Annotated in this window: 15 protein-coding genes and 1 pseudogene; 9 read left to right on the top strand and 7 right to left on the bottom strand. The window is 71.8% G+C overall.

The window, feature by feature from the left end; genetic code table 11:
• The first annotated feature begins 48 nt into the window (after positions 1-48).
• From ACLZOT_RS49160 to ACLZOT_RS49150, 3 genes are all read left to right on the top strand, one after another.
• Positions 49-1,167, top strand: coding sequence for a sensor histidine kinase (locus ACLZOT_RS49160; protein WP_416975844.1), 1,119 nt, complete (start codon positions 49-51; stop codon positions 1,165-1,167).
• A gap of 78 nt (positions 1,168-1,245) precedes the next feature.
• Positions 1,246-1,728 (top strand): MarR family winged helix-turn-helix transcriptional regulator, encoded by a 483-nt coding sequence (locus tag ACLZOT_RS49155; protein ID WP_416975843.1) that lies wholly within the window; start codon positions 1,246-1,248, stop codon positions 1,726-1,728.
• A gap of 43 nt (positions 1,729-1,771) precedes the next feature.
• The gene (locus ACLZOT_RS49150; protein WP_416975842.1) at positions 1,772-2,650 is read left to right on the top strand and encodes a dioxygenase; all 879 of its coding nucleotides are present in this window, start codon (positions 1,772-1,774) and stop codon (positions 2,648-2,650) included.
• A 12-nt stretch (positions 2,651-2,662) separates the two neighbouring features.
• On the opposite strand, the gene ACLZOT_RS49145 is transcribed toward ACLZOT_RS49150, so the two are convergent.
• Positions 2,663-3,001, bottom strand: coding sequence for a hypothetical protein (locus tag ACLZOT_RS49145; protein ID WP_416975841.1), 339 nt, complete (start codon positions 2,999-3,001; stop codon positions 2,663-2,665).
• Positions 3,002-3,169: 168 nt separating this feature from the next.
• Between ACLZOT_RS49145 and fahA the strand changes: the two genes are divergently transcribed.
• On the top strand, positions 3,170-4,348 hold the full coding sequence (gene fahA / locus ACLZOT_RS49140; protein WP_416975840.1) for a fumarylacetoacetase: 1,179 nt from the start codon (positions 3,170-3,172) through the stop codon (positions 4,346-4,348).
• Between the two features lie 164 nt (positions 4,349-4,512).
• Here the strand turns inward: fahA and ACLZOT_RS49135 are convergent, their stop codons facing one another.
• On the bottom strand, positions 4,513-5,091 hold the full coding sequence (locus ACLZOT_RS49135; RefSeq protein ID WP_416975856.1) for a TetR family transcriptional regulator: 579 nt from the start codon (positions 5,089-5,091) through the stop codon (positions 4,513-4,515).
• A 543-nt stretch (positions 5,092-5,634) separates the two neighbouring features.
• Positions 5,635-5,769: pseudogene (locus ACLZOT_RS49130) on the bottom strand (zinc ribbon domain-containing protein); the annotation flags it as partial.
• A gap of 1,444 nt (positions 5,770-7,213) precedes the next feature.
• Here ACLZOT_RS49130 and ACLZOT_RS49125 point away from each other — a divergent pair.
• From ACLZOT_RS49125 to ACLZOT_RS49115, 3 genes are all read left to right on the top strand, one after another.
• The gene (locus tag ACLZOT_RS49125; protein WP_416975839.1) at positions 7,214-7,747 is read left to right on the top strand and encodes a GNAT family N-acetyltransferase; all 534 of its coding nucleotides are present in this window, start codon (positions 7,214-7,216) and stop codon (positions 7,745-7,747) included.
• 73 nt (positions 7,748-7,820) lie between these two features.
• Positions 7,821-8,477 carry a maleylpyruvate isomerase N-terminal domain-containing protein gene (locus ACLZOT_RS49120; protein WP_416975838.1) on the top strand — a complete coding sequence of 219 codons (657 nt, stop codon included), beginning with the start codon at positions 7,821-7,823 and terminating at the stop codon, positions 8,475-8,477.
• A gap of 52 nt (positions 8,478-8,529) precedes the next feature.
• Positions 8,530-9,036, top strand: a complete 507-nt coding sequence (locus tag ACLZOT_RS49115; RefSeq protein WP_416975837.1) for a MarR family winged helix-turn-helix transcriptional regulator — start codon at positions 8,530-8,532, stop codon at positions 9,034-9,036.
• Between the two features lie 392 nt (positions 9,037-9,428).
• On the opposite strand, the gene ACLZOT_RS49110 is transcribed toward ACLZOT_RS49115, so the two are convergent.
• The 4 genes from ACLZOT_RS49110 to ACLZOT_RS49095 form a co-directional block, all read right to left on the bottom strand.
• Positions 9,429-9,584 carry an alpha/beta fold hydrolase gene (locus ACLZOT_RS49110; RefSeq protein WP_416975836.1) on the bottom strand — a complete coding sequence of 52 codons (156 nt, stop codon included), beginning with the start codon at positions 9,582-9,584 and terminating at the stop codon, positions 9,429-9,431.
• Positions 9,585-9,661: 77 nt separating this feature from the next.
• Positions 9,662-10,678: an NADP-dependent oxidoreductase gene (locus ACLZOT_RS49105; protein ID WP_416975835.1), complete on the bottom strand. Its 1,017-nt coding sequence runs from the start codon at positions 10,676-10,678 to the stop codon at positions 9,662-9,664.
• Positions 10,679-10,790: 112 nt separating this feature from the next.
• A complete protein-coding gene (locus ACLZOT_RS49100) occupies positions 10,791-11,846 on the bottom strand; it encodes an aldo/keto reductase (RefSeq protein ID WP_416975834.1) in 1,056 nt (351 codons plus the stop codon).
• 33 nt (positions 11,847-11,879) lie between these two features.
• Positions 11,880-12,152: a hypothetical protein gene (locus ACLZOT_RS49095; RefSeq protein ID WP_416975833.1), complete on the bottom strand. Its 273-nt coding sequence runs from the start codon at positions 12,150-12,152 to the stop codon at positions 11,880-11,882.
• A gap of 90 nt (positions 12,153-12,242) precedes the next feature.
• Between ACLZOT_RS49095 and ACLZOT_RS49090 the strand changes: the two genes are divergently transcribed.
• Both ACLZOT_RS49090 and ACLZOT_RS49085 read left to right on the top strand, forming a co-directional pair.
• Positions 12,243-12,761 (top strand): winged helix-turn-helix transcriptional regulator, encoded by a 519-nt coding sequence (locus tag ACLZOT_RS49090; RefSeq protein WP_416975832.1) that lies wholly within the window; start codon positions 12,243-12,245, stop codon positions 12,759-12,761.
• A 169-nt stretch (positions 12,762-12,930) separates the two neighbouring features.
• Positions 12,931-13,211 (top strand): NAD(P)-binding domain-containing protein (locus ACLZOT_RS49085; protein WP_416975831.1); only part of this gene is annotated, 281 nt, incomplete at its 3' end.

Here is a 13,211-nt window from a genome sequence, read left to right as displayed (position 1 = left end):
ACACTCAGGCTTCGGAAAGTACCAGCTCAGCCCCGCTACGGTGACGCCATGCGATCCACCGCCCGGGGCTTCGCGGTCGGCGCTCTCCTCGCGGCGGCCTTCCTCGACCTCGTCATCGCCCACCAGACCCGTACGGGCCTCGCGCTGCCCGCGCTGGTCCTCGCCGTCGGTCTGACCGCCGTCCTGAGACCCTGGCCGGCCCCGCAACTCCGCACCGCCGTGCCCGCGTCGCTGTCCCTGCTCGCTACGGCGACCTCGGTGATCCGGCACCGCGACGCCCCCTTCGGCCCCGGCGAGATCGCGGTGCTGCTGTGCCTGCTGTACGTCGCCGTCCGGTACGTTCCGGCGCGGTGGGCCGCGCTGTGCGCGGTGCTGGACGCGGGGGCGGTGCTCGTGATGCCCGCGCGGTACTTCCGTACGCCGTGGTCGGGGGACGAGGGGCCGGTGTACCTGGTGGCCGGGCTGGTGCTGGTCGCCCTCGTCGCCGGGGTCGCCGGGTATCTGCGGGCGGTGGACTTCCGGCGTGCCGTCGCCGTCGCCGAGACGCGGCGCGAGGAGCGTGTCGCCATCGCCGCCGACCTCCACGACTTCCTGGCGCATCACGTGACCGGCATCCTCGTCCAGACCCAGGTCGCCCGGGTGCTGGCGGCCGGTGAGCGGGAGCGGCTCGACCCCGTCCTCGGCTCCATCCAGGACGCGGCGACCGAGGCGCTCGCCTCGATGCGGCGCACGGTCGGCGTGCTGCGCGAGAGCGAGGCCGCCCCGCGGAGCCCGGTCGGCGACCTCGCCGGGATCCGTCGGCTGGTGCGGGGCTTCGCCGGGCCGCCCGTCGTCCTGCGCCGCGACCCGGCCGTCCACGACGACCTCCCGCACGAGGTCCAGGCCGCCGCCTTCCGCGTCGTCCAGGAAGCCCTGACCAACGTACGGCGCCACGCGGCCGACGCCGGGCGGGTCGCCGTCGGGCTGCGGCTCGTCGGTACGGCGCTGGAGGTCACGGTCGCGGACGACGGGCGCGGCGGGGCGCGGCTGCCCGACGAGGCACGGGGCGGAGGGTTCGGGCTGGTCGGGCTGCGGGAGAGGGTGACGGCGCTCGGCGGGGGGCTGGAGGCCGGGCCGGCGGTGGAGGGGTGGCGGGTGCGGGCGGTGCTGCCGGTGCGGGGGAGGTGAGGCGCGGCTCGGTCCGGTGGGCTCAGTGACTTGAAGCGTCAAGTGAAGTCACTTGACGGTTCAAGTTATGCTGGCCGCATGAGCACGGACGACACCCCCTGGCTGGACGCCGAGGAACAGGAGACCTGGACGGCGCTGGTCGGGCTGATGACCCAGCTTCCCGGCGCGCTGGACGCCCAGTTGCAGCGGGACGCCGGGATCAGCCACTTCGAGTACCAGGTGCTCGCCGGCCTCTCCATGTCTCCCGGACACACCCTGCGCATGAGCGTCCTCGCCGAGTTCGCCGTCGCCTCCCTGTCCCGGCTCTCGCACACCGTGAAACGCCTGGAGCGCCAGGGCTGGGTCCGCAGGACGACCGACCCCGGCGACGGCCGCTGCACGCTGGCGACCCTCACCGACGCAGGCTGGGACAAGGTCGTCGCCACCGCGCCCGGGCACGTCGCCGAGGTGCGGCGGCTGGTGTTCGGCCCGCTCACCAAGGCCCAGCAGCGGCATCTGCGGGAGGCGGGACGGCGCGTCAACGACGCCGTACGCCCCGAAGGGTGCCCCCGGACCGGCTGAACCCCGCACCGGTCGTACCGTCCCTCCGCCCGAAAGGCCCCGCATGTCCTCCGTCCTGAACCCCCGGACACCCGCAGGCGCGTACGACGCCTTCCTCCCCGACGCCCTGGTCCGCGCCCGCGCCCAGCGCGAGTGGACCCCCGCCGACGGGCCCCTCCCCGCGCTCTACCTCAGCCACGGCGCCCCGCCCCTCTTCGACGACGGCCCCTGGCTGCGGGAACTCCTCGACTGGGCGCAGAACCTGCCCAAGCCCAAGGCGATCCTGATCGTCTCCGCGCACTGGGAGGACGCCCCCCTCGCGATCTCCGCCTCCGCCGCGCACACCCCGCTCGTCTACGACTTCGGCGGCTTCCACCCCCGCTACTACCAGATGCGGTACGACACCCCGGACGCCACCGCGCTGGCCCACCGGATCGCGGCGGCCATGCCGGACGGCGAGCCCCTGTACCAGCACACGAACCGCGGCCTCGACCACGGCGCGTGGGTCCCGCTGATGGCGATGTACCCCCTCGCGGACATCCCCGTCCTCCAGCTGTCGATGCCCACCCACGACCCCGCCCGCCTGCTGGACCTCGGCCGCCGCCTCGCGGGCCTGCGCGCGGAAGGCGTCCTGGTGATCGGCTCCGGCTTCATGACGCACGGACTGCCGTTCATCACCCGCGAGATGCTGGAGGGCACCGTCCCCGCCTGGTCCGCCGACTTCGACCACTGGGCGGCCGAGGCCCTCGCCAAGGGCGACGTCGACGAACTCGCCGCGTACGCGACCCGCGCGCCCGGTATGCCGTACGCGCACCCCACCCCCGACCACTTCCTGCCCCTCTTCATCACTCTCGGCAGCGCGGACGACCCGGAGCGGGCCGTCCGCACCACCATCGACGGCTTCATGATGGGTTTCGCGAAGCGGTCGTTCGAGGTGGCCTAGTCCCGTGGCGGACTAGGTCTGGATCTCCCCGGGGCCCTCGTCGAAGACGGTGATGTCGACGCAGAGGTAGATCGGCTCGCCCCAGTTGTGGTGGAGGACCCAGCCGACCCCGTTGTTGGGGTCGAACGGCGGGCCGTGCGGCGCGATGTTGGTGACCCAGACATCGGCCGCCCCGATGAACCGCTTGCGGTCGGTGCCACCGAAGCCACCGTGCGGGTCGCTGCGGTCCGGCGCGTACTCGCAGGCGGTGACGAGGACGACGGAGTTGGCGTTGACGGCGGGCCAGTTGAGGTTGCACGGGGTCCGGCCGCCCATGGGATCCCGGTAGTACAGACGAACGTGCTGGGGCATGGAACCACCCCTTCCGTAGATGCTGGAACGGTGCTCCTCCATCGTGAGGTGTGCACGAATGAGCGGCAAGTCGATCATTTGAGCGATCTATCCCCCGTGAGGCTGCCTTGACGCCCCCAGGACCGCGACCTAGCGTGCGGTGATCGCGCGGCGACAGAAAGGTCCCCCATGCGGCTCCCCGTACCGGCCGACTCCCTCTTCGGACCCGCCAACCTGCCCTACGGCGTCTACTCCCGCCCCGGCACCGCGCCCCGCGTCGCGACCCGCTACGGCGACCACGTCATCGACCTCGCGCTCCTCCTCGGCGACGAGGTCTTCGCCGCGCCCTCCCTCAACCCCTTCATGGCCCAGGGACACGACCGCTGGGTCGCCGTCCGCGCGGCCCTGGGCGCCGCCCTCGCCTCCGACGTGCCCCCCGACGCCGTCCACCCCCTCTCCGACGTCACCCTCCACCTGCCCTTCGAGGTCGCCGACTACGTCGACTTCTACGCCTCCGAACACCACGCCGCCAACCTCGGCCGCCTCTTCCGCCCCGGCAACCCCGAGCCCCTGCTCCCCAACTGGAAGCACCTGCCCGTCGGTTACCACGGCCGCTCCGCCTCCGTCGTCGTCTCCGGCACGGACGTCGTACGCCCCTCCGGCCAGCGCAAGGGGCCCGGCGATCCGGATCCCGTCTTCGGGCCCTCCGTACGGCTCGACATCGAGGCCGAGATCGGGTTCGTGGTCGGCACCGGCAATCCCATGGGTACGCCGATCCCCGTCGCCGACGCCGAGGCCCACATCTTCGGCGCCGTCCTCTTCAACGACTGGTCCGCCCGCGACATCCAAGCCTGGGAGTACGTCCCCCTCGGGCCCAACCTCGGCAAGTCCTTCGCGTCGACGGTCTCGCCCTGGGTCGTCCCCCTGCTCGCGCTGACCGGGGCGAAGGTGGACACGCCGGCCCAGGAACCGGCCGTCCTCCCCTACCTCGCGCTCGAACGCCCCTGGGGGCTCGACATCTCCCTGGAGATCGAGTGGAACGGCGAGGTCGTGTCCCGGCCGCCCTACTCGGCGATGTACTGGTCACCGGCCCAGATGCTGGCCCACCTGACCGTGAACGGCGCCCCCACCCGAACCGGCGACCTCTTCGCCTCCGGGACGGTGTCCGGGCCGGAGAAGGGGGAGCGGGGGGCGTTCATCGAACTGACCTGGGGCGGGGCGGAACCGGTCGCTGTGGGCGGGGAGTTGAGGACGTTCGTGGAGGACGGGGACGAGGTGGTGCTGCGGGGGAGCGCGCCGGGGGCGGGTGGGGTGCGGATCGGGTTCGGGGAGGCTCGGGGGAGGGTTGTGGGGAGGGTGGGGGTGTGAAGGGGGTGTGGCCGGGTGGCTGGGTGGCTTAGTGGCTGGGTGGCTGAGCCACTGAATCGCTGAGCCGCTGTCTGGGGTGCTGGGTGAGTGGTTGGGTGGCTGAGAGGTTGAGTGGCTGAGCCACTTGGCCACCCATCCACCCAGCCACCCATCCACCGGACCCCTCAGTCACCCAGCAGCGCGACCTGATGCGCCACCGCTTCCGTGAGGCGCTGCTCGTCGTCCGTCGCGAGGAGGTCCAGCAGCGCGCCCCGGAGAACGGCAAGGGCAAGGGTGCGGCGGATGGCCGCGTCAGGGCCCTCGCGTTCGGACGGTGACTGGCAGTCGGCGAGGACGCCGAGCCAGTCCTCCACCGTCGTACGGGCGAAGCCGGTCCAGGGGCCGTCGGGGTGGACCAGGGAGCGGGTGTACGCCTCCGCCCACAGGCGCAGCAACGGTCGGTGCTCCCGCGCGGCGAGCCATGCCCAGACCCGCTCGACCGCAGGCGCGAGGCCGACGGGGCGGGTGGGGTGGCCGACGCGGTCCAGGAGGGCCAGTTCGTCGGTGCGGGCGCGGGCGAGGAGGGCCCGGATCAGACCGTCCTTGCTGCCGAAGAGGAACAGCAGGACGCGCGGGCTGGAGCCGATCGCCTCGGCCAGGGGGCGCAGGGAGAGGTCGGTGAGGCCGTGCGTGAGGGCGTACCGGTAGGCCGCCTCCAGCAGTTCGGTCTGCCGGGCGGACGGGGCTGGCGTTTCCTGGGGCACGTGGCTAGCGTCTCTGATCAGCTGATTGATCCTATGCCAGACGTAGCGCCTGGCAAGGGAGTTGCCCGCCGTGGTGGGGTTGCGTGGGCGCGGAGGTGGAAGCCCGCGCCCAGCGTTGTCCCTCGTGGCTGATGCCGATGGGTGGGTGTGCTGATTGTCGTCATGTCCTGGTGCCGGTGGGCTGCGCGGGGCGGTTTCCTCCGGTCCGTGTGAGCGTGTCCCTCCGGACCTTGCGGTGCGGCGGGGGAGGGTGCCCTGCGTCGCCTGGGCGCGGGGCGTGTGGTTCGGTGCCGGGTGGGGCCGGTCTTCGACCGGTCCTTCCGACGGGTTGCGGGGGCGGTCGGGGTGACCACGGCTCTGGCTTCGAGGCTGTCGACGACCGACCGGATGACGAGGGTGTTGCTGGTGCGGTCTGCCAGGGTTTTGGTCTGGTGGGTGAGGCCGCGTGCGGCGATGCTCCCCCAGAGGGGGCACCCCCAGCCAGGCCCCGTGGTCGCGGTCACCTTGCCAACCGCAGCCCGAGTGGGGACACAGGGCCCACTTCCAGCCCAGGGCGGTGGATCGGTCGGGGGCTTTGCGGTGCCGCAGCGGCGTCAGACAACGCGGACACAGCCGGGAGGTGTTGCGTGCTGGGACGGTGACCACGGCTATACCCGCCTCGGCAGCCACATCCCGCATCCGGTCGGTGATCCGGCCGCGTATCTGCTGGGAGAGGCGGGTGTTCATGGTCCGGCCCATGCCCCGGGCCTCCATGGACCGCAGATCCTCGATGTAGATGACGCTCGCCCCGGCGGTGATGGCCTGGTCGACCGTCCAGCGGGCCGCCGACCACGCCAGGGCCTCGTTGAGGTTCGATCGGCGTGCGGACACATGCCGGATCTCGTCGGCCAGGACGGTGTGCCGGGCGGCCAGAGAATGCCGCTCGTCACCACCGATGAGGCGTTCGCACTGGCCGGCCTTGGTGTGCAGGTGCTCGGACAGGCGGCGTAGCCGGTGCTGCTTCGCGAGGACCCCGGCGGCCCGGAACTGGGCACCCGCGCCGAGTTCGGTGATCCGCCCGTCTGGGTGGAGGCGTACGGCACCCGCGCTGAGCAGCGTGTTCAGCCCCCAGTCGACACCGAGGGCGGTGGTGTGTCCGGTGCGGGCGGTCTTCGGCACGGCATGCCTGTAGGCGAGATCGGCGCGCACCCGGCCCTGGTGGACACGGAGGGTGGGCAGGTGCAGGACCGCACCGGCCGGGACCGTTGGCGGCAACGCGATCGGGCAGGCCACCCACGTCCAGTCCCGGTAGGACTGCGGGTCGGAGCGGGTGGGAAGCTGGAGGCGCAGCAGGGCGCGGCCGAGGTCATCGACACGTTCGATGGTGGCCTGCTGGCCGTCGCACGCCGACAGCAGCAGCATCCGCGCGGCGCGGGGCGGAGGTTCGAGTTCGAACACGTCGGCCGGAAACCGCCCGCCCTTTGCCGCGAACGCGTGAATCTGCCGGGTGCGGGAGGTGATCACGCTGGAGGGCAGGGACCGGCCGCCGGGCACCGCCTCACGCACCGCATCCCACTCGACGGCCGTACGCCGGGCGGGATCGGCGGGCCAGCTGATGAGGATTCCGGCGGTCAGCTCGGCACGCCATGCCACCGACCGCAGCAAGCGTCCGGCCTGCTCCTGAGCCATCCGCACGATCCGGTCGTTGACCCGCACACCCACCGGCGGCGTCACGGTCCAGCCCAGGCGCCGCAGCGCCATCCACGCGTTCGACGGCAACGCCCGGCCCCCGCCGTCCACCCCGGACGCCAACGCCCCCACATCGACGGCGTTCCAGCGCTCCGCCAACAGCCCGGCAGCCATCCCAGACACGAGAGAGGCGCACCATCCCCCCCGCTCCGCCACCGCCGAGGAGGTCAGGAGCTCACCGGTCCGCTCGTCCGTCCCGCCACGCAACACCCCACGCGCACACGCGGTACGAACCGCTTCCCCCTCGACCACCGGTAGCTTCCGGCACCATCCGCAGACACGACACCACCAGACAACGGATTACTACGGATCCCGGAAGGGAACTGGTGAGCCTAACCCGACTGAAACGAGCGTTTCAGTGCCGTACGCGATCGCAGGGCCGGGAGAACCGCTCATGCCTCAGCAGGATCAGGGACACACTGCCGTGCGCCGCGCCGACCGGCCCGGTGATCTGGGGTGGGTGGTGATGGCCCACGGTGAGGTCTACTGCGGCCAGTTGGGATGGGACCCCGACTTCGAGGCGATGGTCGCCGGCATCGTCGCGGACTACGGAACCCGACACGACCCCGTACGCGAGGCGGGCTGGATCGCCGAGGCCGACGGCCGCCGGGTGGGCTGCGTCCTCCTCGTCACCGGCGACCACCCGGAAACGGCGAAGCTGCGCGTCCTCCTCGTCACCCCGGAAGGCCGAGGAACGGGCCTCGGAACCCGCCTGGTCGCGGAGTGCCTGAGCTTCGCCCGCGAGGCGGGGTACGAGCGGGTCACCCTGTGGACCAACGACGTCCTGGTGGCGGCCCGGAAGATCTACCAGGAGTTCGGGTTCAAGCTGGTGCACGAGGAACGACACCACAGCTTCGGCCAGGACCTGGTGGGGGAGGACTGGGTGCTGGAGCTGGGGCCGGGGGCGGTTGACCGGCGGAGTGGCTGAGAACTCCCGGCAAGCGGAAACCGCGACCCAGGTGGTGCCGCCGCTCAACCCGCCGCTCCAGTAACGTGCCCGCGTGGACCTCTTCACACAGACATGGGCGGCGCTGCGGTCGGCCGTCGCGGGGCTCGCCGACGAGGACTTCGGGCGGCCGTCGGGGTGCACGGGATGGCTCGTACGGGATCTCGTGTGCCACCTCGTGATCGACGCGCAGGACGTCCTGATCACCCTCGCCACCCCCACCGACGCCGGGCCGACCCGGGACGCGGTGACGTACTGGCACGTCACCGGCGCCCCGCCCACCGGCGACGACCCCCTCGACGCGCTGACCGTCCGGCTCGCGGCGGCCTACGAGGACCCGGCGCTGCTCAAGTTCCACCTCGACGACGTCGGCTCGGCGGCGGGCCGCGCCGCGAACCTGGCCGCGCCCGGACTACGCGTCAGCACACAGGACATGGTCCTCACAGCGGCCGACTACCTCTCCGCGTACGTCCTGGAGTGGACCCTCCACCACCTCGACCTCGTCGCCCACCTCCCCGGCGCCGAAGGCCCGCCCGCCGCGGGGCTCGCCCGGGCCCGGCAGATGCTGGAGGAGATCGCCGGTACGCCGTTCCCCGCGCCCCTCTCCGACACGGACGCCCTCCTCGTCGGCACCGGACGACGCGCCCCCACCGACGCGGAACGGGCCGAACTCGGCGCCACGGCCGCCCGGTTGCCGTTCGTCGTGGGGTGAACGGGACCGGTCGTCGCAGGTGACGGAAGGGCGGCCCACTACCATCGCGTCCATGGATGCGACGCCCCGCTGGCTCAACCCCGAGGAACGACGGGCCTGGCTCGCCTACGTCGAGTTCTCCACCCATCTCGCCGACCACCTCAACCGCCAGCTGCGCCGCGACGCGGGGGTGACCCACGCCGACTACACACTGCTCGCGTTCCTCTCGGCGGTCCCCGGCCACCAGCTCACCATGTCCGAGCTGGCCGAACGCCTCCGCATCACCCGCAGCCGCCTCACCCACGCGGTCACCCGCCTCCAGGAGGCCGGCTACGTCGACCGCCAGGACTGCCCCAGCAACCGCCGCAACCAGCTCGCGGTCCTCACCCCCGAAGGCGTACGCCTCCTGGAGGAGGTGGCCCCCGGCCACGTGGAAGCGGTCCGCCAGGCGGTCTTCGACGCCCTCACCCCGGACCAGATCACCCAGCTCGCCGAGATCGGCGAGGCCATCAACAGAGCCCTGCACCGCATCGACGCGGACAACGGACACGAACAGGCGCTGCCCTGGCGGAGACGGTAGGACAGGCGTCCGGCTACGCGTCGAGGAACTCCAGCGCCCGTGCGACGAACGCGTCGTGGTACTGGAAGATCCCCCCTGCCCGGCGTCGGCGTACAGAGGCACGAGTTCGGCCCGCGGCAGCCGTGCGACCAGGTCGAGGGTGTTCTCGCTCGGCACCATCCGGTCGCTCTCGCCGTTCACCACCAGGATCGGCTGGCGGATGTCCGACAAGTCCGCCGGAGGCTGGAGCCCCCACCGGTGGACGGCCTTCAGCTGGGCCCGGAACGACGGCAGCGAGATGGCCTTGTCGCGGTCGCCGGTACGTTCCCCGATCCGTTCCAGGAAGGCGCGCGCCGCCCTTCGGCCGCCCGGGGTGTCGGTGAAGAAGAGGAACTGTTTCGGGTCACGGCGGGTCAGAACGGGCCCCCGCCCATCGACAGACCCAGCAGATCGACCTGCTCGAACCCGAGAGCCCGGCCGAACCGAGCCGCGTGACGGGCCATCGCCTCGATGGAGGCGGTCGTGGCTCCGCCGGACGCGCCCACACCACGGTTGCCGAAGGCGATCACCCGGCGCCGTGCGGCGAGCCCGTCGACGACTCATGACGGGGCCTTGGGTACGGGGGAGCTGGGGAACGTGCAGGCACTCACGCCATCGTGATGACGACCTTGCCGGCCTTCGCGCGGCCCTTCTCGACGTACTCCAGGGCCTGAACGGTCTGGTCGAACGGGAAGACACGGTCGACGACGGGGCGGATCCTGCCCGCGTCGACCAACGCGGTGAGCTCGCGCAACTGGTCGCCGCTGGCCCTCATGAAGAGGAACGAGTACCGCACGCCGAGCCGCTTCGCCTGACGCCGGGCCTTGAAGCTGAGGGCGCTCATCGCCAGCCGGAGAACGGGGTTCGCGCCCAGCTCGCGCGCGAAGGCCGGGTCGGGCGGGCCCACCACGCTGACGGCCAGGCCGCCCGGCTTGAGCACCCGCAGGGACTTCGCCAGATTGTCGCCACCGAGGCTGTCGAGGACGACGTCGTAGTCGTGGTCGAGCACGGTCACGAAATCCTGCGTCCGGTAGTCGACGACGAGGTCCGCGCCGAGATCCTCGACGAGGCCGGTCTTGCCGGCGCTCGCCGTGGCGGTGACATGCGCGCCGAGCGTCTTTGCCAACTGGACGACGATGCTGCCGAGGCCGCCGGCCCCCGCGTGGACGAGGACCTTCTGGCCCGGCCGGACATGCGCCCGCTCGACCAGGACCTGCCAGGCGGTCAGAGCCACCAGCGGCAGCGACGCGGCCTCCGCCATGGTGAGCGTGGCGGGCTTGAGCGCCACGTCGTCCTGGTGGACGGCGATGAGTTCGGCGAAGGTGCCGATGCGGTCCTTGTCCGGCCGGGCGTAGACCTCGTCACCGACCGCGAACCGGGTGACGGACGAGCCGACCCGGACGACTTCCCCGGCGAGGTCGTTGCCCAGGACGAGCGGGAGCGCGTACGGCAGGAACGCCTTGAAGGCGCCGTCGCGGAGTCTGAGGTCGAGCGGGTTGACGCTCGCCGCGTGGATCTTGACCAGGACGTCGTCGGCGCCTACCCGGGGGTCGGGGCGTTCGGCGGCACGGACTCCGGTCCCGGCGCCCTTGGTGCCGTACTTCTCGATCAGGAAGGTCTTCATCGTCGTTCTCCATCGGTTCTCTGTGCTCCCCGTCTGCGCGGGGCCGGGGGCCGGAGCCGGGGCATCCGTTCCGACTGTCTCCCGGCACCCGGCGTCCGGCGATTCCTGCCGGTCAGGCCACCGGCGCGACGGGGGCGACGACACGGCCGGCGTCGCCTCCCTGGAGGCCGCCCAGGGATCCGGCGATTGCCTCGTGCGGAGCGCCGAGCGGCACCGCGCTGACCTCGGACAGCCGGGCGAACTGCGCGGGGGTGAGTTCGACGTCGAGGGCGTCCAGGTAGCTGTCGAGCTGGGCGAGGCCGCGCGGGCCGATGATCGGGACGAGCGTGGTCGCGGAGCGGGCGGCACGCTCGCGTACCCAGGCCACCGCCACCTGGGCGGGCGGTGCGCCGATCTCCTCGGCGACGGCCAGGACGGCGTCGACGACGGCCGTCTTCTGGCCGGTGCTCTCCGTGTGGATGACCGCGCCCAGGTCGGTCAGGCGTCCCTCGGCGCCGCTCCGGTACTTTCCGGTGAGCAGTCCGCCGCCGAGCGGGGACCACAGGGCGGCGCCGAGGCCGAGACTCTCGGCCATCGGCAGCAGCTCGCGGTCGGCGGTCCGCTCGACGAGGCTGTACTCGTGCTGGACACCGACGACCGGCGCCCAGTTCCTCAGGTCCGCCAGGGTCGCCGCCCGCGAGACCCGCCAGGCGGGGAAGTTCGACAGGCCGGCGTGGTGGATCTTGCCGGCGCTCACCAGGTCGTCGAGACCGCGCAGGATCTCTTCCATCGGGGTGAGCTGGTCGGGGAAGTGCACCCACAGCAGGTCGATGTGGTCGGTGCCCAGGCGCTTCAGGCTGGCCTCCACCGAAGCGGCCATGTTCTTGCGGCTGTTGCCCGTGGTGGAGATGCCCGGCTGCGGCGCGGCCCCGAGGGCGAACTTGGTGGCCAGCACGAAGTGGTCCCGGTCGGCGCCGACCAGCTTGCCCGTCAGCTCCTCCGACTCGCCGAACTGGTAGGTGTCCGCGGTGTCCAGGAAGGTGCCGCCGGCCTCGGCGAACCGGTCGAAGATCCGGCGGGCCTCCGCGGGCTCGGCGCCGGCACCCCAGCGGGTGCCGAAGTTCGCGGTGCCGAGCGCGTACTCGGACACGCGCAGTCCGGTGCGGTGGCCGAAGGTCGTGTAACGCATCAGGGGTTCCTTACTCGGAGATCTGGTACGGCGTCAGGCGGCGTAGGTGGGGTAGTCGGTGTAACCGGCCGCGCCCCCGGTGTAGACCGTCGCGGGGTCGGGGGTGTTGAGGGGTGCGCCGGCCTGGATACGGGCGACGAGGTCGGGGTTGGCGAGGGCCAGGGAGCCCACGGTCACGACGTCGGCCAGGCCGGATTCGATGTCCTTGGCGCGGGTGGCGATGTCGGCGCCCGCCCGGTTGAGGAGCAGGGCACTGGTGGCGGCCAGGAACTCCGCGAACTGCTCGGCCTGCGGGCTGACTCCCATGGTGGTGCTCCCTGGTGGATCGGCGATGGCATGCACGACGCTACTGGCTGAGTATCAAAAAGTAAACTCAGCTCTGGTTAGAATCATCCCATGAGCGAACGGACCAAAGCCCTTCAGGACACCGCCGGAGACCCCCGCCTCGACCGGGACACGTCGAACTGCTCGATCGCGCGGACCCTGGAGATCGTGGGCGACAAGTGGACGATCCTGATCCTCCGTGAGATCTGGTACGGCTCGTCCCGCTTCGGCGACTTCGAACACGTCCTCGGCTGCCCCCGCAACCTCCTCGCGGCGCGGCTGAAGATGCTCGTGGCGGAGGGCATCCTGGCCACCGAGACGTACAAGGAGCCCGGTGCCCGCAGCCGGCCGAAGTACGTGATCACGCCCAAGGGCGTGCATCTCGTCCCGGCGGTCCTCGGTCTCCTGGAGTGGGGGGACCGCTACCGCGCCGACCCGGAGGGGCCCGCCGTCGTGCCGCGCCACCGGGAGTGCGGCGGGAAGGTCGGCCTCCAGATCCGCTGCGATCGTGGCCACCCGGTCCAGGCCGAGGACATCGAGAACACGCCCGGTCCCGGATTCCGGATGAAGCCGGCGGCTGAGCGGGGCTGATGCGACGGGCAATCCCGGGCATGAGCGAATTCTTCGAGATACGGGGCATGGATCCGATCATCGATGCTGTTTACGCTTTCGAGGACGCTCACCGGGCGTACGAGCACCTCGCGCGCGGCCGGCAGACGCATGGCCGCAGGAGTCGTATCCGATAGGACAGGTACCGCACATGAGCGCTTCCGCATCGATCGGCGTCACCGGCCTGGGAGTCATGGGCCGCAATCTCGCGCGCAACTTCGCGCGGCACGGATATACGGTCGCCGTCCACAACCGCAGTGCGGGACGGACCCGTGCGCTCATCGAGGAGTTCGGCCACGAGGGCGACTTCGTCCCCGCCGAGAGTGCCGAGGATTTCGTCGCCGCCCTCGAACGCCCCCGGCGTCTGATGCTGATGGTGCAGGCGGGGGAGGCGACGGACGCGGTGATCGAGGAGTTCGCGCCGTTGCTGGA

This window comes from Streptomyces sp. 4F14, from assembly GCF_048159485.1.
Classification (GTDB): domain Bacteria; phylum Actinomycetota; class Actinomycetes; order Streptomycetales; family Streptomycetaceae; genus Streptomyces.
Note: the sequence above shows the minus strand (reverse complement) of the source record. Positions and strands in the feature narration are given on the sequence as shown.